Source organism: Marinilactibacillus sp. XAAS-LB27, from assembly GCF_036039175.1.
Taxonomy (GTDB): Bacteria; Bacillota; Bacilli; order Lactobacillales; family Carnobacteriaceae_A; genus Marinilactibacillus.
Genome location: NZ_JAYXKP010000012.1, coordinates 1 through 21,333 on the forward strand (window position 1 = coordinate 1; position 21,333 = coordinate 21,333).

18 protein-coding genes are annotated in these 21,333 nt (G+C 35.0%); 17 read left to right on the forward strand and 1 reads right to left on the reverse strand.

Annotated features, from left to right (window positions below):
* Positions 1-123 precede the first annotated feature (123 nt).
* From VXN63_RS11755 to VXN63_RS11835, 17 genes are all read left to right on the forward strand, one after another.
* Positions 124-2,940 carry a Z1 domain-containing protein gene (locus VXN63_RS11755; RefSeq protein WP_327758256.1) on the forward strand — a complete coding sequence of 939 codons (2,817 nt, stop codon included), beginning with the start codon at positions 124-126 and terminating at the stop codon, positions 2,938-2,940.
* Complete coding sequence (locus VXN63_RS11760) at positions 2,937-4,979, forward strand: hypothetical protein (protein ID WP_327758257.1); 2,043 nt, start codon at positions 2,937-2,939, stop codon at positions 4,977-4,979. Before VXN63_RS11755 ends, VXN63_RS11760 begins: the two co-directional genes overlap by 4 nt.
* A complete protein-coding gene (locus VXN63_RS11765) occupies positions 4,979-5,926 on the forward strand; it encodes a hypothetical protein (protein ID WP_327758258.1) in 948 nt (315 codons plus the stop codon). Before VXN63_RS11760 ends, VXN63_RS11765 begins: the two co-directional genes overlap by 1 nt.
* Complete coding sequence (locus tag VXN63_RS11770) at positions 5,919-6,593, forward strand: DUF6339 family protein (RefSeq protein ID WP_327758259.1); 675 nt, start codon at positions 5,919-5,921, stop codon at positions 6,591-6,593. Before VXN63_RS11765 ends, VXN63_RS11770 begins: the two co-directional genes overlap by 8 nt.
* The gene (locus VXN63_RS11775) at positions 6,593-7,585 is read left to right on the forward strand and encodes a restriction endonuclease PLD domain-containing protein (RefSeq protein ID WP_327758260.1); all 993 of its coding nucleotides are present in this window, start codon (positions 6,593-6,595) and stop codon (positions 7,583-7,585) included. The genes VXN63_RS11770 and VXN63_RS11775 overlap by 1 nt, the downstream gene beginning before the upstream one ends.
* A 36-nt stretch (positions 7,586-7,621) precedes the next feature.
* Positions 7,622-8,908, forward strand: a complete 1,287-nt coding sequence (dcm, locus tag VXN63_RS11780; RefSeq protein WP_327758261.1) for a DNA (cytosine-5-)-methyltransferase — start codon at positions 7,622-7,624, stop codon at positions 8,906-8,908.
* 263 nt (positions 8,909-9,171) lie between these two features.
* The gene (locus VXN63_RS11785; RefSeq protein ID WP_225744669.1) at positions 9,172-9,600 is read left to right on the forward strand and encodes a MarR family winged helix-turn-helix transcriptional regulator; all 429 of its coding nucleotides are present in this window, start codon (positions 9,172-9,174) and stop codon (positions 9,598-9,600) included.
* 25 nt (positions 9,601-9,625) lie between these two features.
* Positions 9,626-11,338 (forward strand): ABC transporter ATP-binding protein, encoded by a 1,713-nt coding sequence (locus tag VXN63_RS11790; protein WP_327758262.1) that lies wholly within the window; start codon positions 9,626-9,628, stop codon positions 11,336-11,338.
* A 22-nt stretch (positions 11,339-11,360) separates the two neighbouring features.
* Entirely contained in the window at positions 11,361-13,133 is a 1,773-nt protein-coding gene (locus VXN63_RS11795; protein WP_327758272.1) for an ABC transporter ATP-binding protein, read from the forward strand.
* Between the two features lie 360 nt (positions 13,134-13,493).
* Positions 13,494-14,597, forward strand: a complete 1,104-nt coding sequence (locus VXN63_RS11800; protein WP_327758263.1) for a HEAT repeat domain-containing protein — start codon at positions 13,494-13,496, stop codon at positions 14,595-14,597.
* Positions 14,590-15,993, forward strand: coding sequence for a glycosyltransferase family 2 protein (locus VXN63_RS11805; RefSeq protein WP_327758264.1), 1,404 nt, complete (start codon positions 14,590-14,592; stop codon positions 15,991-15,993). Before VXN63_RS11800 ends, VXN63_RS11805 begins: the two co-directional genes overlap by 8 nt.
* 22 nt (positions 15,994-16,015) lie before the next feature.
* Complete coding sequence (locus tag VXN63_RS11810) at positions 16,016-16,828, forward strand: hypothetical protein (protein WP_327758265.1); 813 nt, start codon at positions 16,016-16,018, stop codon at positions 16,826-16,828.
* 170 nt (positions 16,829-16,998) lie between these two features.
* Positions 16,999-18,135: a helix-turn-helix domain-containing protein gene (locus tag VXN63_RS11815; protein WP_327758266.1), complete on the forward strand. Its 1,137-nt coding sequence runs from the start codon at positions 16,999-17,001 to the stop codon at positions 18,133-18,135.
* Complete coding sequence (locus tag VXN63_RS11820) at positions 18,125-18,337, forward strand: PLDc N-terminal domain-containing protein (RefSeq protein WP_327758267.1); 213 nt, start codon at positions 18,125-18,127, stop codon at positions 18,335-18,337. Before VXN63_RS11815 ends, VXN63_RS11820 begins: the two co-directional genes overlap by 11 nt.
* Before the next feature lie 2 nt (positions 18,338-18,339).
* Entirely contained in the window at positions 18,340-19,266 is a 927-nt protein-coding gene (locus VXN63_RS11825; protein ID WP_327758268.1) for an ABC transporter ATP-binding protein, read from the forward strand.
* Positions 19,263-20,027 carry an ABC transporter permease gene (locus tag VXN63_RS11830; protein WP_327758269.1) on the forward strand — a complete coding sequence of 255 codons (765 nt, stop codon included), beginning with the start codon at positions 19,263-19,265 and terminating at the stop codon, positions 20,025-20,027. Before VXN63_RS11825 ends, VXN63_RS11830 begins: the two co-directional genes overlap by 4 nt.
* 193 nt (positions 20,028-20,220) lie before the next feature.
* On the forward strand, positions 20,221-20,565 hold the full coding sequence (locus tag VXN63_RS11835) for a hypothetical protein (RefSeq protein ID WP_327758270.1): 345 nt from the start codon (positions 20,221-20,223) through the stop codon (positions 20,563-20,565).
* A 23-nt stretch (positions 20,566-20,588) separates the two neighbouring features.
* Here the strand turns inward: VXN63_RS11835 and VXN63_RS11840 are convergent, their stop codons facing one another.
* A complete protein-coding gene (locus VXN63_RS11840) occupies positions 20,589-21,053 on the reverse strand; it encodes a GNAT family N-acetyltransferase (RefSeq protein ID WP_327758271.1) in 465 nt (154 codons plus the stop codon).
* Positions 21,054-21,333: the final 280 nt, after the last annotated feature.

Below are 21,333 nucleotides of genomic sequence, written 5' to 3' on the forward strand. Positions count from 1 at the left end.
AAAACAAAGTATCGTACATTTTACACAGAAGTCTGGACTTGACTATACAAAATCAGATATGAATTAACATCCTAAAAGTGATATTATTAATAGTGAGAGAAGACATTTTTTGAGGAGAAATTTATGGATAACGAATTCGATTTTTTAGATAGTAAATATTCAGATTTAAAAGTTGCTATTTCGACGTACCGTGAGATAGATGGAGACGAATGGGAAGATATCAAAAAACTAAATAGATTTAAATATCCAAAAGAAATGACTTTAGATTTTATATCGCAACAATTTAAATCAAGTAATGATACATATGTACCTTCGATTAAAGAGTGGGATTTTTTAGTCGATGAATTTGAAAAACGAGATACTACTAAGCAAGTGGTTCTACTTGGAAAGCAAAGCACAAATGACGCTAGAATTTCTAAAGATCCTGGATCTCAATGGCAACAGTACAAAAAAAAGTTAAAAAACAAAGGGTTTTCAGAAAAATCGATAAAAGAAATTCAAAAATCATCATTTCAGATAATGCAAAGATTGAATGCGGATACTATTAATTCTAGCCCAACAAAAGGATTAGTTGTGGGTAATGTACAATCAGGAAAAACAGCTAATATGGCAGGCTTAATATCCATGGCTTCTGACTATGGCTTTAATTACTTTATCATATTTTCTGGTGTAATCGATAGTTTAAGAGAGCAGACTGCTAATCGATTGTATAAAGATCTTGATTCAAGTGGAAATTTGAATTGGAAAAACATTAAAAATCCTGCAGTTTCGTCAAAAAACCCCGAATCACAATGGGAAAATATAGATTTAAGTAGTAATAGTAAAAATCGATATTTTACTGTGTGTCTTAAGAATAAAAGAAGAATGGACTTATTGACTAGATGGTTATATTCTGATGACAATAAGTTGGAGCAATTAAAAATTCTTATTATTGATGATGAAGCCGACCAAGCAAGTGTGAACACTAAAAACGTGGAAGAGGAATCTCGAACAGCCATTAATAAATCACTTCTGAGCTTAGTCAACGGATATAATAAAAAAGAAATTAAAGCAGTAAATTATGTCAGCTATACAGCTACGCCCTATGCAAACGTACTGAATGAGTCTAGCCCTGAATCATTATATCCAAAAGATTTTATTTTTTCATTGGAGCCTTCTGAAGATTATATAGGACCTGAACAAATCTTTGGTTTGCAAATGCCTGAATCACACCCTTCGATTGATATAGTAAGATCTATTTCAAGAGAGGATTATTTGCAAATTCTAGATATTCACAAAGGTAAGAGAAATGATATACCCGAAAGTTTCAAAACAGCTATTGACTGGTTTTTCTTGTCAAGTGCTGCTTTAAGAGCACTTGGTTATAAAAAACCCGTTACTTTATTAGTTCATACAAGTCAGAAAATACTACATCATAATTTAATTGCAGATGCAATTACGAGGTATCTCAATAAGATACATGAAGATCCTTCAGCTTATTATGAGAAAGTTTCTGAACTATATAATAATGAAACGGTTGATTTTACTAGAGAAGATTTCATAAATGGAATGCCGAACTACTCTCGCAAAGATAGTATACCAGATTATCCTGAATGGGATTTAGTTTTAAAACAGCTTAGAAGGGTTATGAGTGAACAAGGAGATAATTATTTAAGCCATATTTTGTTAGGAGAGTCAGGGGAACATACTTATCATAAAGGGTTTCATTTAGTGATTGATAATAGTCAATCTCAGGTAAATGACCAAGAAGTTAGACTTGTTTATCCTAAAGAATCCAATAAACCTAAACATTCATCAATGTTTATAGTCGTTGGTGGAAATACCCTGTCCAGAGGTCTTACATTAGAAGGCTTAACAACATCTTATTTTCTTCGTACAACTAAACAAGCAGATACTTTAATGCAAATGGGAAGATGGTTTGGATATAGACAAAATTATGAGGTTTTTCCTAGAATCTGGCTAAACTCTTTAGCTAGAGAAAGATTTGAGTTTTTATCCCAACTTAACGATGAATTAAGAAAAGAACTATCTTATTTTAGTAGTAGTGTGTTAACACCAGAAGAGTTAGGACCAAGAATTAGAAACTCACCTAATAAAAACTTTATTTCTTTGACTTCGGATAAGAAAATGCAAGGTGCTATAGGTACGAATTTAGATTTCACAGGATTTAATAAACAAACTGTACTATTCACAAATGAAAGAAAAGATCTAGAAAATAACTTGATACTAACAGAATCTTTTTTGAACAAATTACCTGAAGTGGATACTTCGAAAAAAGGTAACATGATTTGGAGGGATGTCCCATTTGACGCTATCCGTCTATATCTTGATAACTTTAGTTTTTGTGAAAATGATATTGTTTTTAGTAATATAAGAGCATTGTTAGAATGGTTAGATGATGCTTATGAAGAGAATGCTTTTTCTAATTGGAGTATAGTATTAAGCTCGGTAGGTAAGATCCCTTTAACCGAAGATTTAGATAATCCACAATGGAATATTAGTGGTTATTCACCTACATCCGTCAAACGTACTAGACGGGGAGAAATACAAGAAGATGGTAAAACAATTTCTATTGGATCTTTAAGAAGTCCATCTGATTTGTACGTTGATATCCCCAATTTAAATAATGAATCTAGTCTTTCAGTAAAATCGGAAGATGTTAGGATTATCCGAGAAGAAAATGGTTATGGTTTAGTACCTCAATTACTTCTATATAGAATTGATAAAGGTGATATAACTGACGAAAAGTATAAGAAATTTTACACAGATAAAAAAAATAGGTTTCCGCTTGATTTTGACGAAGATATTATAGGTATGAATGTATTAATACCGGGAGTCAGTAAATCAGGAAATTTAGCAAAACATTTAACAATACATTTATCTCCAATACACGAAAGCCAAGAAAACAACGAAGAACAGTTTATGGAGGAAGAAGAATGAAAATTGAAATTGCTCGTGTAGATGACCGCATGGCCCCTTCTGGAAAGGCAATATTAAGATCTCTTCAAAATGAGTCTATGCCAATAGTTGACTTGGTAGTACGTGAGTCATTTCAAAACAGCTTAGATGCGACTATTGAAGGTGCTCGTGAGACTAAGATAGCAGTTAATACTAATACCGTCAAAACTAGTGAAATTTCAAAGTACTTTGAAAAAATTCAATATCGACTAGAAGCTAAATTTCCAAATAGTCACACTGTGTTATCTATTTCTGATAAAAACACATACGGACTTACTGGGGAATACAATACTACAAATAAAAAAGCTCTCTCAGAAAGTAATATCTATAAACTGATATATGGATTAAATATGAACCAAGAAAAAGATGGAGCGGGCGGCTCTTGGGGTTTAGGTAAAACTAGTTTTTTTAGAATAGGCTGTGGAATAGTAATTTATTATACTAGAATAAGAAAAGAAGATGGCGCTTATGAAGAAAGATTAGCTGCTTGTCTAGTCGAAGACTCGGGTGATGATAAGGCAATCATGCCTGATAACGATAGAGGTATTGCATGGTGGGGTAGCAAGGAGGATGGGAAAAGTGAATATGATAAATCTTTTCCCGTTATAAATAGTAAGATAATTCACGAATTTTTAAATAAGCTGAAATTCACTCCATATGAGGGTGAAGAAACCGGGACTTCGATTATAATTCCTTTTGTAACTGAAGAAGATGTTATTACTAATGAACAAGAGTATTCTGAGGGAAATGCATATTGGTGGGAGCGAGACTTGGCGGACTCTGTTAATATGGCCATTAAAAGATGGTATGGTCCCCGAATAATGAACAAAGAGTATTCTAATAGATTTGGTAACTCTGTTTTAATTCCTACTGTTAATGGAAATATAATTTCGCCATTAAATTTTGAAGATACTTATGACTGGTTTTATAGATTGTACTCTTCAGGTCTTGTTGGAAAATCTTTAGAAGAGAAAATAACAGTTAAGCCGATTTTTTTAAAAAGTTTGGGGATGAGCAATACGAGAGAACCAGTAGGTAATTTAGCTTATATGAAGGTAAGCACGGAAGATCTTAAAAAAAATGGTAATAGCAGCTCACTAACTCCGTTAGCATACATTGGAGACAAAACTCATCTTGAAAACTCGGCAACCAGTGCTAAAATCTTAGCTTATTCTAGAAAACCAGGCATGATCGTCCAATATGTTATAGATGATGCTAACTGGATGAAGGGACTAAATGTGGAAGAAAATACTTTTGTTCTTGCATATTTTGTCCCTAATAGTGAAGGTGAACTTCACTCGATGTATAATGAAAGATATGCAACTCTAGAAAATTATTTAAGAGATACTGAAAATGCAGACCATGCAGTATGGATTGATAAGATTATAGGAGCAAAATCTATAACTATAGTAGAGCGAATTAAAAGAGAAATTTCAAAGGCTTTATATGAAGGATTATCTGATGAAGATTTGACAACATCGAACTCCAAAACTGCGGCGTTAAGTAGAAAATTTGGAAGTCAATTATTACCTAAAGCAAACTTCGGTAAAAGCTCTAGTATAAAAAATAATAATAGTACGAATACAAATACAAGTACGAGCACTAAAAATCTAGTTTCAACAATTAAAATCGATAACTTCGAGCTCTTGAGTAATTCAAGTGTTAACATCAATTTCAGTGCAACAATAAGCAAAGATAGCAAGGTGTTTTTCGAAGTTAGCACTGTTGAAAAAAAACTAAACGAGTCGATTTGGAATAAATCATTTCAAGGAAAAATAGAATTTCCATTTGCTATTAATAGAATTAAAATAAATAAGGTAAATGACTATATCTACGACGACTCAGCACAAGAAAAAGAAGTAGAAGTTATAAAAAACTCTGATATGATTTCTGAGTTTGATCTGAAATTAAATAATCAAGAAATAATAACTTTAGAAGGTCAACTAGAGTTAGGAATTTCAGATGTAACCTTACAACCTTCGTTATCCATTAGACAAATATCAAAAAAGGAGGATGAATAATGAGTGAGTCTTTATCCTTGTTTAAAAAAATTGATAAAAACTTAGGTGAGAGTATAGGACTTGATATTAACGATCCTAAATTTTCTTATACAATCCACGATGATGAGAAAGCAGATATTGAGTTTTCAGAGGAAACCTTTGGTATATATAATTTAAATGAATCAGACTCTTCTTGGTCTCCAGACCAACATAACCTAGAAATTGAACAAATATTCAAAATCAATAATCCAAGATTTTTATTTGGAAAATACGGAGTGACTAGCGAATTAAATACATTGGGATTTGCAGTACATTATTATTCAAAGACATCTAATTTTCAAGAAACTAAGGAAATTGGGGTTATTAGATTGGAAGAACAGTCAAATACGTTTTTATTCAAAGAAAATTTTCCTAATTCTACTCTAAGAGGTATTATTTACTTCGAATTTTTTATTTACTTAAAAGAGAGTAATGAAGAGAGAATTTTTCAAACCAATTTAATAGGCATGAATCTTTCAGAAGAACCAATAGACATGTATTCTATATTGGTTGATGGTGATGGATCTGAGTTTCCAATTGAAGAAATTAACGAGAAAGGAAAATCTTTGTGGAGGATTACAATGAATTGGACAGATGTTGACACCGATACATTTGATTCTTCAAACGTTAGGTTGCTACTGAATAGAGCACACCCTGTTTATAACTTATTATATAACGAAAAGCATAGGGTAAATAAATATTTATTAAACGAAATAATGATCTCAGCGATGTCAATGATCGTACAAAAAGTAGTATTAATTGATAAAGAAGATATTAACGAAGATGCTATGAATTCAAGCGGAACCATTGCTCAAGTAGTATGGTATTGGATCAGCACTTTTGAATTAAACCTAGATTCGTTAGAGTCTATAAACGATTCATTTCACTTAAAGGTAGATCCATTTATTGGAGGATTAAACAATGATTAATTGGCCCAAATATGGTGTTGAAAAAGCCAGTAAAGATTTTGAAAATTTAGACATTAAAAATATAATAAAGCCCGAACTGAATAATGGATTTAAAATGATAAGAGAAAAATTACTGAATTTAAGAGATGATATTTTTGAAGAATACAATTTTGATAGTGGAATAAAAGAAAAGTATACTTTTGACTTGAATTTCGGTTTAGGACTATATGAATTATTAAAAGAAGAATTTAAGTTAGATAATCGTACAGCATCAGAAGACGACATCTGGAGGTACTTATCTATAAGAATAATACCTGATATTGTGCATTCTCGGTGGAATTTTAATTCGGATCGCTTTTATATGATGAGCAGACGTATCTGGTTAAAGCAAATCTGGTGGTATATTCATTTGAGTTGGCAAGGAGATTCAGAGTCAACCTTCGAAGTATTGAAAAATAATACTACGGATACAATATTAAATTTGGTGGAAAGACCAGGATTAGGATACAATATCAAATTATATAGAGAGATTATGAATCAATACAAAAATTATCAAGACGACGATCGTATGCTACTAAGAAAAGTTTTAGTACTTAATACTGCTAAGGTTAAATCTATTCATCCTAATTTAAACCAGGGTGGTATAAAAAAGTATGTCGAAAATTTATTTAAGGTTGTTAATGTTTAATGTTAATAAATAATTTATATGAAAATATGATTGAAAAAAATTCAGTCGCTTCAAATGAACTGAAGGTTATTACAGGATATGGGTCAGCAAACTTTGTTAAACGAGTCTTGTTAGATTTCTCCGATTTAAAAGTTACGTTATTTATAGGTATGTCCTTAGAGGGGATTTCCCAAAATAACCATAAAAATTTTTTATTATTGTCTGAAGAATTTCAAGGCCGACTAGAAGTTTACTATCAAATAAACAAACCTAATACTCATATTAAACTGTATTCGTGGTATTATAAAAGGTACAATATAATAAATTATGCGGGATCAGCCAATTTTACTGAGAATGGTTTTTTTAACAATAAAGAGATATTAATATCTTTCAATGATTCTGTTGAAAATGTATTTGAGGAACAAAAAAAAAATTCTCTATTATGTAATGATGTTCGTATATCTGAATTTATTGATTTTTATGATGACGAGAGTATAGAACAAGAAGATGTATCGTCTGAGGATTCTACGGATGAAAATCTATTGACAATCAGAGTGGAAGAGCAAACAGTAGTTAAAACAAAAGTACCCTCTACAAGAAGTTTATTAGGGGATAAAAGGATTATTGATAAATTTACTATCCCAATTCTCTTGAAAACAGAAACGTCATCGGCTACTACAGGAATTAATGCATGGAATAGGGGAAAACAACAACCATATTTGAAACAATCACCAAATTATCCTTTTTCAAAGTATTTTCCTTTAGATAAAAAGATCAGGTTTATTACAGATGATAACAAGATTCTTGTTGGTATAATAAGAGGAAGTAAAGATAAGCAACTTGAATTTGACCCTAATATCTATGAGTATATCGCTGAGAGAATTGGATTATATGAAAAAAGACCGATCATTTTTAAAGATTTAGTACATTATGGTGAATCTAATGTGGTTATAAGTAAAATTACTGATACGGAGTATTTGTTTGACTTTCAAAAGTCCGAAAAGAATCTTTAGTAGGTGATTTTAGCGATTGAGGAAGGAAATGATTAAATGTTAAATGTAGTAGAGACATTCAGCGGTATAGGGGCTCAAACTAAAGCATTAAAAAAAGCTAATATTGAGCACCGTGTTTCTGCAACAGTTGAGTGGGAAATTGGAGCAATTTATGCTTATGATATAATTCATCACGGTGCGCAACACATAGAGGACTATAGACATCACACTAAAGAGTCTCTTATTAAAGAAGTATCGAAGCATAACCTAAGTAATAATGGGAAAGATGTTGCTACTTACCAATCGATAGTTAATATGGGGATTTCCCAACTGAAAGCAATTTTATATTCTATTGAAAGAAATAAAAATTTAGTAGACATCAATCAAGTTACTTCATCAGATTTGGAAGATGACGTCGATGTCTTAACTTATAGTTTTCCTTGCCAAGATCTGTCTGTAAGTAGCAATTGGTGGAATAATAATACTGGTATTGATAGAGATTCTGGGAATAGATCTAGTTTGCTTTGGGAAATAGAACGTATTCTTTTGGACTTCAAAGCAACTGGGAAATCACTTCCAAAGTTTTTACTAATGGAAAATGTAAGTGCAATAATTTCTAAGAAACATATTGGCAATTTCAATATGTGGAGGAAATTCTTAGAAGAACTTGGTTATTTCAATCAAGTATACACTCTGAATTCAAAAAATTTCGGAATTCCTCAAGGGCGCCAGAGAACATATATGATTAGTGTTTATGTTGGATCTAACCAAAATAAAAGATCTGAGATTGATCAATATTTCTTTGACAATAACTTAGAAAACATTATGAGAACTAGTGAGAACATAGATTCAATTAGTAAATATTTAAGATTAGATTATTCAAACCATATATATAGAAAAGAAGCTATAAGTTCGACACCCAATTATACTCCATCGCGTGTGAAAATTTTCGAGAATAATATTGTTTTAGCAACAGGAACCAAGGCTAATGAATCAATGATAGCTCGAACAATTACTACTAAGCAAGATAGGAATCCAAATTCTGGAATTATCGCTTATTCAAAAGAAACAGAGCTTGTAAAGGGAAGCCGTTATAGGAATATTACCCCTAGAGAAGCTTTTTTATTGATGGGATTCGATGAGGAAGATTTTAATAATTTAATTAAGCATGATATCCAGACAGCTGAGAATAGAACATTGCTTTCCTCTGCGAAACTTTTGAAACTAGCTGGAAACAGTATCGTAGTAGATGTATTAGTTGAGATATTTAAGCAAATTGAGGAAATAAATGACTTTATATTAATGGCTAATGAAGAAAAAAAACTAGAAGTATCTAATTCTTAAATATTATAAATGAATAAGTTTAGTTATTGGAAAGGGATCAGGATTCAACTGATTCCTTTTTATAATTCATATAGAATTCTACTTAAAGTTTAATGTATAAGTATTTAATATCAATAAAGACTAATTTGATTCAAAAAATAGATTGAAAAGTAAGCTAACAAAAGAGTATAACAAAATCCATTTAATATTTTCGTTGCGTATGCAACTATTATCTAGTAAGGTTATCAACATATAAAATAAAAGTAGGTGAATAACAATTGTCCATGATGCGCTTAATTAACAGAACCACTCGCCTAGGTGAGATGTATCGAAACGAAAAGATGAAGCAGTACGGTTTGAAGGGAATGCACCATACATATATTCTGAACATTTGTACTAACCCAGGTGTTACGCAGGAAAAACTGGCAGAAATTATTTATGTGAATAAAAGCAATGTGACGAGACAGCTCAATAACTTAGAGAAGGCAGGCTATGTCACGCGTTCTCCAGATCCAAAAGATGGCAGAAAGTTATTGGTGTATCCAACGGACAAAGCACGTGTTGTGTATCCGAAAGTCGCAGAGATTTTAAAAGAATGGAACGAGATGATTTTAGAAGGCTTTTCAGTAGAAGAGCAAGCACTTCTAGAAAAACAATTGTCAGGTATCATGAAAAAAGCCAAAGCTAAAGTCGACACGATGGAAACCGATTAAAATCATAGAGTAGAAAGGGACTTTCATGAAATTATTTATTGAATATTTAAAACCTTTACTGGGGAGATTGACGAGTGGATTAACGATTAAATTCTTAGGGACAATTATGGATTTGTTTCTTCCTTTGATTCTTGCCTTTATTATTGATGTCGTGATTCCAACTGGTGACATCAATCGGGTCTTGCTTTGGGGTGGCGCGATGATCCTTTGTTCGATTGTAGCTGTCGTGCTGAGTATCAAAGCGAATCAGATGGCTTCGGGTGTTGCTAGAGACGCGGTGGAGCGAATTCGTCATGATCTTTATGAAAAGATCACGTATCTTTCTGCTAGTCAGGCAGACCAGTACGGAACGCCATCTTTAATTTCAAGACTTACATCAGATACCTATAATCTTCACCGTACGATTGGTTTGATGCAGCGAATCGGTGTACGTGCACCGGTGTTGCTCATTGGGGGTATTCTAATGACCGTTACCTTGGATCCTGTTCTGACCTTGGTGATGATGGGTGTCTTACCATTTGCGACGGTGACGGTTTATTATATCTCGAAAAAAGGGGTACCGTTGTTTGACAAGCTCCAACAGGAAGTCGATAAGCTAGTTCGAACGGTTAGAGAAAATATTACCGGAGCTAGAGTGATCAAAGCGTTGTCTAAAACGGAGTATGAAAAAGCTAGATTTGAAGGCGTCAATCAAGGCGTAGTCGATGCAGAAACGAGTGCCAATAAGACTATGGCAGCGACGACGCCACTCATGAATCTGTTTTTGAATCTAGGATTGACGCTAGTACTACTAACTTCTGCTTACCGAGTCAATGAAGGCTTAACACAACCCGGTGTCATTATTGCTTTTATGACCTACTTTACGATTATTTTGAATGCGATGCTTAGTATTACGCGCATTTTTGTTTTGTTCTCAAAAGGACTAGCTTCTGCGGACCGGGTGCACACTATTCTACAAACGGAGCCAGAACTCGAAGTCCAACCCTTAGATGAAATAAAAGATTCTGCTCATATTCGTTTTGATCACGTGTCTTTTGGTTATGAAAAAAACAATACAGTAGAAGATATTGATTTTGCTTTAAATAAAGGCGAGACACTCGGTATTATAGGTGCGACGGGGAGTGGGAAAACCACTATCGTCAAACTGCTTCTCAGACTTTATGATGTCGATTCAGGCAGTATCCGAATTGACGGCCGAAACATTACGAGCATGGATCTGGAAGAGTTGCATACAAAATTTGGGGTCACCTTTCAAAGAGATTTCTTATACGCTGATACTTTAAGTGAAAATATTGACTTCGGTCGCCAGCTTCCAGAAGAAGACATTTTACAATCAACGGAAGCAGCGCAAGCGGAAGAATTCATTGAGTCCTTGGACGAGGGCGTGGATCACCGTTTGACGGCTAATGGAACGAACTTGAGTGGGGGACAAAAACAACGGGTGTTACTTTCGCGCGCTTTGGCGGGGGACCCTGAGATCTTAGTACTGGATGATTCCTCTAGTGCATTGGACTACAAAACGGATGCGAATTTAAGGAAAGCTTTGAATAAAAATTATCAAGAGACGACAACGATCATGATCGCTCAGCGGATCAGTTCTATCCAGCAAGCAGATCAGATTATTATGCTGGATAAAGGACGGATCATCGGTAAGGGAACGCATGAAGCGTTGATGAAGAGTTGCGAGCCATACAGAGACATTTATTATAATCAGTCAGGAGGGGAAGAGATTGCGTAAAGGTGGAAAGAAACCAAGACCGATTCCTAAAAAGAAGGAAAAGCTGAAGACAAGCCGCACCCATGTCTTGAAACGACTATGGTCTTATCTATTCAACTATAAATGGATGTTGATTACGGCTACAATTTTAATGGTCACGAGTAATGCTTTGTCACTAATCGGGCCGTATTTATCGGGTTTGGCGATTGATTCGATTCAACCGGGAACGGGAAATGTCCTGTTTCAAAGAGTCTTCTTTTTCGTAGGACTGATGGCTGTGTTTTTTGTGCTTTCATCTATTTTAGAATATCTGATGCAATTGTTGATGATCAAGTTAACGCAACGAACCATCAGACGACTGAGGCGAGATGTCTTCAATAAAATGGCTGAGTTACCGGTAGGATTCTTTGACCAGCATCAAACGGGCGACATTATCAGTCGAATCACTTACGATATCGATACGATCAACCAGTCTTTACAAAATGACTTTATACAAATCGTGACTAGTGCGATTACGATCGTTGGATCGTTGACCATGATGCTACTGATTTCACCGATATTGACCTTAGTCTTTTGTGTTACCTTACCGATTTCGGTATTCCTGACAAAATTTATGGTCACGCGCTTCAGACCGCTATTCAAGAAACGCTCAGTTAAATTAGGTGAATTGAATGGTTACGTTGAAGAAATGATTTCTGGTCAACAAACCATCAAAGCTTATAATCAAGAAGAAAATATGATCATGCGTTTCGACGAGAAAAACGAAGAAGCGGTTTCTGCTTATTACGAAGCAGATTACTATGGAAGTATGATCGGACCTTCTATCAACTTTATCAACAATCTTTCGTTGTCTTTGGTCAGTGTAGCGGGTGCACTTTTATATCTGTTTAATGCTCTAACACTCGGAGGCGTTTCGTCTTTTGTCTTATACTCTAGACGTTTCTCAGGACCGATCAATGAACTAGCGAATATCATCAGTGAGTTGCAGTCGGCTTTCGCAGCTGCGGAGCGCGTGTTTCTTTTGATGGATGAACCTTCTGAAGCAAAAGATATACTAGACGCTCATGTATATGATGAGGCAGAAGGACATGTACAGATGAACCATGTGGACTTTGGCTATACACCTGAAAAAATGACGATTCATGATTTGAATTTTGAAGCACCAAGTGGAAATGTTATTGCAGTTGTTGGACCTACAGGTGCTGGGAAAACGACCTTAGTGAACTTGCTGATGCGTTTTTATGACCCAAGTGCAGGTTCAATCGAACTGGATGCAGTAGATACAAGGCAAGCTACAAGAGAGAGTTTACGGACTTCTTATGCAATGGTTCTTCAGGATACTTGGCTATTTAGTGGAACGATTTTTGATAACTTGGCGTACGGTAAAGAAAACGTGACAGCAGAAGAAGTGGAAGAAGCCGCAAAAACTGCTCAGATTCACGATTATATTATGAGTCTGCCAAATGGTTACCAGACCGTGATCGACCAAGAAGGTTTGAATATCTCTCAAGGTCAGAAGCAATTGTTGACGATCGCTCGTGCTATGATTTTGGACGCGAATTTACTCATTCTAGATGAAGCGACGTCAAATGTGGATACACAAACGGAGATGAAAATCCAAGAAGCGATGCAGGAACTGATGAACGGGAAAACATCTTTTGTCATAGCGCACCGTTTATCAACTATTCGAAATGCCGACACCATACTAGTGGTCCGAGATGGTCGAATCGTAGAACAAGGCAATCATGATAACTTACTTGAAAAAGAGGGACTTTATTTTGACTTGTACCATTCGCAGTTTGAAAGTGCTGTTTAAAAAAAGGGCCAATACAATGTTTTTTACCGTCAGTCTAAGGCGCAGGATCTGGAAACAAACAGATCTTGTGTCTTTTTTGCAGTTGAAAACGACTTTAATATGGAAGCGTTTAGCATAATATAACTGATTAAATTGTATCTTAAGTTATATATGTCTAAATAATGTACAAATATAGATTTCGCAAAAAAATACTTCGAATTCGAGTGAAATAAAATAGATTACCAAAAATAAATATGATATTCTTAGCTAAATAAAAAAGTAGTACAACTAGTTATAGCGATAATTTTAAGTAATAAGAGTAAAGCATACATAGTGTTTATTAATACAAACATCGACTAATATTAAAAAGGAAGTGATTACATGATATGGTATTTTCTGTTTACACTGATTGCAGTTACACTCATCATCATGGCAAGTCTGATCTTATACAAAGTAAGAGAGTCAAGAAGGAATAAGCAGCAGTTAAAGCTAACAAATAATTGGAAAGCATATTTTGATGACTGTTTCGCAACTGAGCAGAGCGGTAATCTTGTAACGGAAGAAGCAGCATTCAAACGGCTTCATTCAATTGAAGAATTAATCGCATTTTTCGCAGGAGGCGCAGCTTATCATCATTCTCCTATACTAGAAGAAAGAGAGCAATTCAGACAATTGATACGCAGTAACAAGAAAGAATGGATACAGTTGGGAGAAACTTACCGCAAGAAAAAGCTGATTGAAAAAGCCTATTTTGCTTATATTTGTGAACAACTTCGTATCAATGATCCAAAAGAATATGACGAACTGACAGAGTTGATGATCTCTATTGCATTAGAGCCTTCAATTAATAGTCGTGAAAATGCACTAAAAGCACTTTTCGCTTTTGGAAATATAGATGCTGTAGTAGAAGTCTTCAAAAGATTATCAAAAACAACGCACACGCATCACCGCAAACTTGTAACGGACGGTCTGCTTGAATTTAAAGGAGACCAAAAAGCACTAGCAAAGTCACTCTATGATAACTTCGGTGTATTTAGTGCAAATTACCAAGTGGCGATGGTCGACTTTTTCCGCTTATCTGATGCAGCATTGTCAGATAATCTGATTATCTTACTCAAGCAAGGTACAGAAGATAAAGAAGTGTTGTGTGCGGTACTACGTTACTATGAGAAGCATCCCGTTCAAGCTTACAAAGAAACGATTCTGTCCTATCTAACGCAGACCTTTGATGAGAATTGGGAGTGCGTCTCAACGGCAGCGGCCGTTTTGAGCAAATATCCTGGTGAAGATACCCTCCAAGCATTAAAAGTGGCTTTGTCTTCAAAGTATTGGTATGTAGGATTGAATGCGGCCCGTTCAATCGCGGAACTAGGTGTATCAGAAGAGTGTGTGATGGATATACTAGACGGTCAAGATGCCTATGCGAAAGAACAACTGGTGTATCAAATGGCGAGTACAAGAGAAAGGCTGGTTCAAAATGGATAAGGTTGATATATTTCTACTCGTAACAGGAATTTTCTTTGCAACGTATACAATCATTTACGGTTGCTATTTAACGATCAGCGGAATTATCTCTATGCATAGTCTGCGTAATTATAGAATTAAAGAGCGACTAGAAAACGAATTGAATCATCAATTTTTCTTTCCGATTTCAATTCTCGTCCCGGCTTACAATGAAGCAACAACGATCATAACAACTGTAAATCATTTACTGGAGATGGATTATAAACTATATGAAATCGTTGTAGTCGATGATGGTTCTACAGACAAAACAGCTCAATCTATGATTGAAAAATACAATTTAAAAAGAGACTTCAAACCTGTCAGACTTCAAGTACCTTCGAAAGAAATTCTTGAAGTTTATAGCGGTGAACATAGTCATATTCCAATTGTCTTGGTTAGAAAGAAAAATGGTGGAAACAAAGCGGATGCTGTAAATGCGGGAATCAATGTTTCTAAATTCCCTTACTTTGTGAGTATGGACGCTGATGAGATTTTACAAGCAGATGCGTTAAAATATGCAGCAAGACTATTCTTGGAAGACGACAAAGTCATCGCTATTGGTGGACAGATTTGTATCGCCAATGGTGTGACCTTTGAAAAAGGGATGCCAGTAGAAACAAGAATGAACAAGAATCCGATCGTCAGTATTCAAACACTTGAATATATCCGTTCTTTTATTACTTCTCGAATTTTCCATGATAAATTTAATGGAAACTTGAATATTTCTGGTGGATTCGGCTTGTTTAAAAAAGAAGCTGTTATTACAGTTGGTGGATATGATCCGAATAGTGTAGGGGAAGATATGGATCTTGTTTTAAGACTCCACGTTCATCACCGCGAGAACAATATTCCTTATGCCATTAAATACACGTCTGATGCAATTTGTTGGACGCAAGCACCATTCACAGTAGAAGATTTAGGCAAGCAACGTGCAAGATGGCACCGTGGGCTGATTCAGTGTATGTGGAATCACCGCGTCTTATTCATGAATCCGAAATTCAAAGCAATTAGTTTAATTTCTTACACCTATTATTTCTTGTATGAATTGATTGCACCTTTTGCGGAACTACTAGGCATCATCGTAATTGGGGTAGCCTTGTATTTTGAGAGGTTGAATGTACCTTTTGCGATTATGATTGCATTTTTATATCTGGGCTTTTGTGTTTTACAGACCATCGTGCTATATATGAGTAAGTCTTTACAGAGAGTCGATAAAATGTACGCAGAAGATGTAGCTTGGACTGTTTTTATGGCTTTTGCGGAATCACTTGTTTTTAGACCTGTACTATTTTTCATTAGAATTTACGCAACATTGACCTATGTAAGCAAACTTCATAGCTGGGGTTCGATAGAGAGGGAAGTACTTGAAGAAAACTAGGATGAAATCTAAGAGGAAAGTGATGATAAGTATGTTACTCTGTTCTGCTTTACTGCTTTCTACTGCTGGTTTTATGTTTCAAAAAGATAAGCCAAGTACAGTCCTCTCATGGTCGATTGGAAATGAACTGCAGCAGTTGATGGATACGTACCAGAGACCTTTATCCATCAATCGTATTTTCCAATATGTGTATCCTCATGAATATATTGACGGTAAACTCGCTAGCCATATTCAAGCGATGAATGAGAATGACATATCGGTCTATGCGATGGACGGCGGGCATCACTGGGGAACGACAGAAGACGGCTTTGAGGAAATGACAGATTTTGTCGATCAAGTAGTTGAGTTTAATAACGCCCAAGATACGGATAACGTCATTAAAGGGATAGTGTTTGACGTTGAACCAGCGCAAGACGAACGCTTTGAAAACAATGAACAAGCAATCATGAAAGAGTTTGTAGACAAGATGATACAAGCTTATGATTATGCATCAAATAAGGGCTTAAGGGTAGTAGTATGTGTTACGTATTGGTACGATGAAAACCATTCAGCTGAGTTGAGACGGCTGATCAAAGACGGCACGGATGAAGTAGCGGTCATGAATTATTATCGGAATAAAGAAATTGAGCATATTGAAAATGAAGTTGCGATGGCCAAGGAATACAACAAACCGATCATCAGTATTTTTGAATTTGATAAAGCAGATAACGAAGGTATATTTGATCAAAATACCTATCACGATCTGGGACCAGAAGCAGCGCAAACCGTATTCAAAAAAATGGATAAACACTTCCGTTATGAAGGATTAACGCCAGGTTGGCACCAGTTACGTTAGTGATGAAGTCTAATAGAGAAGCTATTCAAAAGATTCGTCTTTGAGTAGCTTTTTTGCATATCGAAAAATACTGAATGTTTCTTTTTAGTTAACTTTAACACCCTAAAGTTAACAACTGCTCTATTGAGTTCCCACAAAAACAATCGTACACTTACGTAGAGGTGATCAAGATGAAAGTCAGTTTAGGAACAGTGATCTTAAATGAACGTAAAAAGAAGCAGATTACGCAACAGCAATTAGCGGATTTTATGGGCGTGTCTAAGACTTCTGTGTCAAAGTGGGAAAATGAGTATGCCTACCCAGATATTACATTGTTACCGTTATTAGCAGCTTATTTCGATATCAGTATTGATTCGTTACTAAACTACGAACCGGAATTAAACAAAGAAGAGATTCAGCAAATTTATCTTTCACTACAAAAATCTTTTGAAACCCAAGAATCAAAGGAAGTCTGGAAATCGATTCATAGTCTGACTCGACGATATTATTCGTGTTATCCTTTTATTTTACAAATGGGCTTGTTGATCTTAAATTATTTTGACAAATTACCAGGAGAAAATCCCAATGAACAAAAGGAACACTACGTTGGAGAAGCACTAAACTTATTTATACATATTAGAACGAGCAGTTCTGATACAAAGTTGGTCAGTGAAGCAACTAAATTAGAAGGCTTCTGTCTTTTACTACTCAATAGACCAGATGACGTCCTAAAAACGTTAGGCAATTACGTTGAAAATTACTTACCTACAGATGATTTGATCGCTAGTGCTTACCAGTTAAAAGGAGAACCTAAACGAGCAGCCGCAACAGCTCAAAGCGGTATTTATCAGAATATTTCGGTGTTGATTAGTGCATTGACCAACTATACGCAATTAGTTTCAGCTGATTTTGATCAGTTTGAGGAAACCTTTAGAAAACAACGAACGCTAATTGAAACATTCAATATTGAACACGTTAATCCTGCTTTAGCTTTAAATGCTTATCTATCAGCGGCAGTCGTTTATGCACAATATCAATTTGAAAAAGAGGTCTACAATTGTCTTGGCAACGTAATAGCGGTCTTAGAAAAGAACAACGGTCTACTGTCATTCAACACAGACACTTACTTCGATTTGATTCAAGATTGGCTAGAGCATTTACCGCTAGGCGATCATACACCGAAAAATTCGAATCAGGTCATCATCTACATTGGAAATCTTATATCGACTCATCCTGGGTTTGATCCTTATAGAATAACCGAAGAGATGAAAGAAATTGAAAAACAAATCAAGGCGATCATGAAAAGGAGTGAGTCAGATGAATACTGAAATACCGGCTTGGCTGTTTGATTACTGGATGCTGTTGGTTCCTGTTATTTTATTACAAGTTATTTTGATGATCACTGCACTGGTCCAAGTTTTGAAGCAAGAACAGTTTCGTTTTGGAAATAAAGTCTTCTGGATTATTGTGGTAGCAGCGATTCAAATCGTCGGACCGATTGCTTATTTTGCATTTGGGAAGGAGGACTAGTCATGTCTATTCTAACAATGGAAAAGGTCACAAAATCTTTTGGTAATCAAAAGATACTCGATGGAATTGATTTGTCGATACCAAAAGGAAGTGTCTATGGATTTATCGGAATGAATGGTGCTGGTAAAACAACAACGATGAAATTGATCCTTGGCTTAGAGGAAATGACTGAAGGAAAAATCAGAATAAATGGAGAAGCGGTAACGTTTGGCAATACGAAAACGAACCACCACACTGGTTATCTTCCAGATGTTCCAGATTTCTATGGATTTATGACAGCGAGAGAATACTTGAAGCTTTGCGGTCAGATTACAGGAATATCTAAGAAGGTTCTCTCAGTGAAGATACAGGAAATGATCCAAAAGGTAGGACTTGAAGACAATAAAAAACAAATCAGAACGTATTCTAGAGGGATGAAACAACGCTTAGGGGCTGCACAAGCTCTTCTGAATGAGCCGAAGTTATTGATATGTGACGAACCAACTTCAGCTTTAGATCCAAGTGGAAGGCGAGAGTTCTTAGATTTGATTGCCTCTTTAAAAGGAGACATCACCATTTTGTTTTCAACGCATATATTAGATGATGTGGAACGCATTTGTGACCAAGTCTGTATTCTACATAAAAGCAAAATCGTTGCGGACGGGATGCTGAAAGAATTGAAGAGCAGATATACAAGTCCTCAAATAGAGATTCAAGTCGATCAAGAATCAGAGAGTTTTTTAGTAACGATTTTAAATCAGCTAATAGAAGAGCAAAAAGTTCAGTCGTATCTTAAAGAAAATGACGCTTACGTTCTTTCGTATACAGGAAACTACACAGAGTTAGCGAGTCGACTATTTGATCAGTGTAAGACATCAAGTTTTGTTCCTACTTTATTTCGTAAAGTAGAGCCTTCACTAGAAAGAATCTTTTTGGAGGTGACCAAATGAGAGATATCGTCATATTCACAAAAAAAGAGTGGTTAGAAGCATGGAGAACCAAGAAGCTATTATTGATTTTAACGGTATTCGTATTTTTTGGTATACTGAGTCCTTTGATTGCCATACTAACACCAGAAATCCTCAAAAGCTCACTAGGAGATGGTGTTCAAATCTCATTACCTGAACCAACATCAGTTGACTCTTGGGTACAATTTTATAAGAATTTAACGCAGATCGGTATTTATTTGTTAGCGATATTCTTTAGTAGTAGTGTGAATGGAGAAGTGAAAAGTGGCAGTTTGATCAATCTAGTCACAAAAGGATTAAGTCGATCAGCCATCATCACGAGTAAGTTTATTATGATCTTATTGCTTAGCGTAGCAGCGATTCTACTTAGTTTTGGCGTAACCGCTGCTTATACAAGTGTCTATTTTACAGATAACGCAAGTCCTCATATTTTTCTCGCGTTGATACCATTTTTAGTATTTATTCTCTACTTTTCATCCATTATTATTTTAGGTTCTACACTTTTCAAAAGCGGATATCTCTCATTACTGTTTAGCTTATTGATGATTGGGCTGATGTATCTAATGAATATAGTTGAAAGCGTAAGAGCGTATAATCCGATTATGTTGATTGGAGAAAACGTCTCTATACTAGAAGGGATAACAGAGCTCAGTGAAATGAACTGGGCAATAGTGGTTAGTTTATTTCTATCGGCCGCCTGTTTCTTCATCTCTATTAAAGTGATGGACAGGAAAAAGTTATGACGAAGATACTGATTGCAGGCAAGTAGAGTGGCTAAATAAAAAATGCTCAAACGATAGCAAATAATAGTAAGGAGGAAAAGCTATAGAACTGATTCAATTTAAAATAGAAGCAAGATCTATCGATCATTCTATTCAGTATTTGAAAGAGGAAAATTCATTCACACTATATACAGATCTCGACACCAGTTCATTGATGATAGGACATCAATATCTTTCACTAGAAGTGGACTGTCATCAAAATACTATTTTAGGTGTTTCTGGTTATTTTAGATTAGAGTTATGTAAGAGAGGAGAAGTAGGCAAAGTAGAACTTGAAGAAAATAGGTCAGTGAAGGTAGTGTCGGATTTTCAACTAGAATGCGGAATAGGTTACGATTGTAAGATTGCTGGTGAATCTATATATGATCCGAATTCAAAAAGACTACTGATTGGAAACAAGACTAAAGATTTGAAATTTTTATCCGTAGGTAACGATGTGATGATTGGTTTGTCTAAAGAAAAAATTATATGTTTGCAGATCGAACATATTCAAGTTTGATTGGAGTGAATAGAAATCCGTATTTACTCCAGAGATGATTCGTTTAAGTGGTAGTGTAGTACATGTTCGTTAAATTTCTCATTGAAGGAATGATACTTGAAACCAATCGACTTCAATAAGTTACCCATAACTTCATTGCCCTTTACATAATCGGCAATAAGAATCTCGTAGGTTGAATCAGATTGAGCTAATTCGATTGTTTTTTCAATGGTCTGTTTGCCGTAACCTTTACCTTGATGTGCTAGATCAATCATGATTCTCCAAATCGTCATTTGGTGATCTTCATCATCAGTGTCTAGCAATAAAAAGCCAACCACTATATCTTTATCTTGAATAGCAAAAGGGAAAACATCACCATTGTTACGGTAAAGATAACATTCTGCTAAAGAACGAACAGTAGGTGCAACGAACTTGCTCTGGCTTTCAGCTACTCTTAAAGCCAACACAGCCTCAAAATTTTCTTCATTAACCGGTGCTAACGCAACCATAATAACCTCCTAGAAATGTACAATATGAATGACTATGACTATGACAATTATAGCAATGATACGATTGAAAGTTAAACATAACTAAAGTATATTGTTAATAGAGTATACATTAAAAACAGCTCAATTATAAGGAGGAGAAATTCTAAAAAAAGCATTAGTTTTATTCTACGAGTGTTTATCATTAAGTGAAATAAACTTGCTTAATTACTATATGAACAAAGAATTAGAACTACTAAGTCAAGTCCAGACTTCTGTGTAAAATGTACGATACTTTGTTTTA

Coding starts and splice junctions, on each gene's coding strand:
- VXN63_RS11755 (WP_327758256.1), top strand. CDS start 124: ATGGATAACGAATTCGATTTTTTAGATAGTAAATATTCAGATTTAAAA.
- VXN63_RS11760 (WP_327758257.1), top strand. CDS start 2,937: ATGAAAATTGAAATTGCTCGTGTAGATGACCGCATGGCCCCTTCTGGA.
- VXN63_RS11765 (WP_327758258.1), top strand. CDS start 4,979: ATGAGTGAGTCTTTATCCTTGTTTAAAAAAATTGATAAAAACTTAGGT.
- VXN63_RS11770 (WP_327758259.1), top strand. CDS start 5,919: ATGATTAATTGGCCCAAATATGGTGTTGAAAAAGCCAGTAAAGATTTT.
- VXN63_RS11775 (WP_327758260.1), top strand. CDS start 6,593: ATGTTAATAAATAATTTATATGAAAATATGATTGAAAAAAATTCAGTC.
- dcm (WP_327758261.1), top strand. CDS start 7,622: ATGTTAAATGTAGTAGAGACATTCAGCGGTATAGGGGCTCAAACTAAA.
- VXN63_RS11785 (WP_225744669.1), top strand. CDS start 9,172: ATGATGCGCTTAATTAACAGAACCACTCGCCTAGGTGAGATGTATCGA.
- VXN63_RS11790 (WP_327758262.1), top strand. CDS start 9,626: ATGAAATTATTTATTGAATATTTAAAACCTTTACTGGGGAGATTGACG.
- VXN63_RS11800 (WP_327758263.1), top strand. CDS start 13,494: ATGATATGGTATTTTCTGTTTACACTGATTGCAGTTACACTCATCATC.
- VXN63_RS11805 (WP_327758264.1), top strand. CDS start 14,590: ATGGATAAGGTTGATATATTTCTACTCGTAACAGGAATTTTCTTTGCA.
- VXN63_RS11810 (WP_327758265.1), top strand. CDS start 16,016: ATGATAAGTATGTTACTCTGTTCTGCTTTACTGCTTTCTACTGCTGGT.
- VXN63_RS11815 (WP_327758266.1), top strand. CDS start 16,999: ATGAAAGTCAGTTTAGGAACAGTGATCTTAAATGAACGTAAAAAGAAG.
- VXN63_RS11820 (WP_327758267.1), top strand. CDS start 18,125: ATGAATACTGAAATACCGGCTTGGCTGTTTGATTACTGGATGCTGTTG.
- VXN63_RS11825 (WP_327758268.1), top strand. CDS start 18,340: ATGTCTATTCTAACAATGGAAAAGGTCACAAAATCTTTTGGTAATCAA.
- VXN63_RS11830 (WP_327758269.1), top strand. CDS start 19,263: ATGAGAGATATCGTCATATTCACAAAAAAAGAGTGGTTAGAAGCATGG.
- VXN63_RS11835 (WP_327758270.1), top strand. CDS start 20,221: ATGATAGGACATCAATATCTTTCACTAGAAGTGGACTGTCATCAAAAT.
- VXN63_RS11840 (WP_327758271.1), bottom strand. CDS start 21,053: ATGGTTGCGTTAGCACCGGTTAATGAAGAAAATTTTGAGGCTGTGTTG.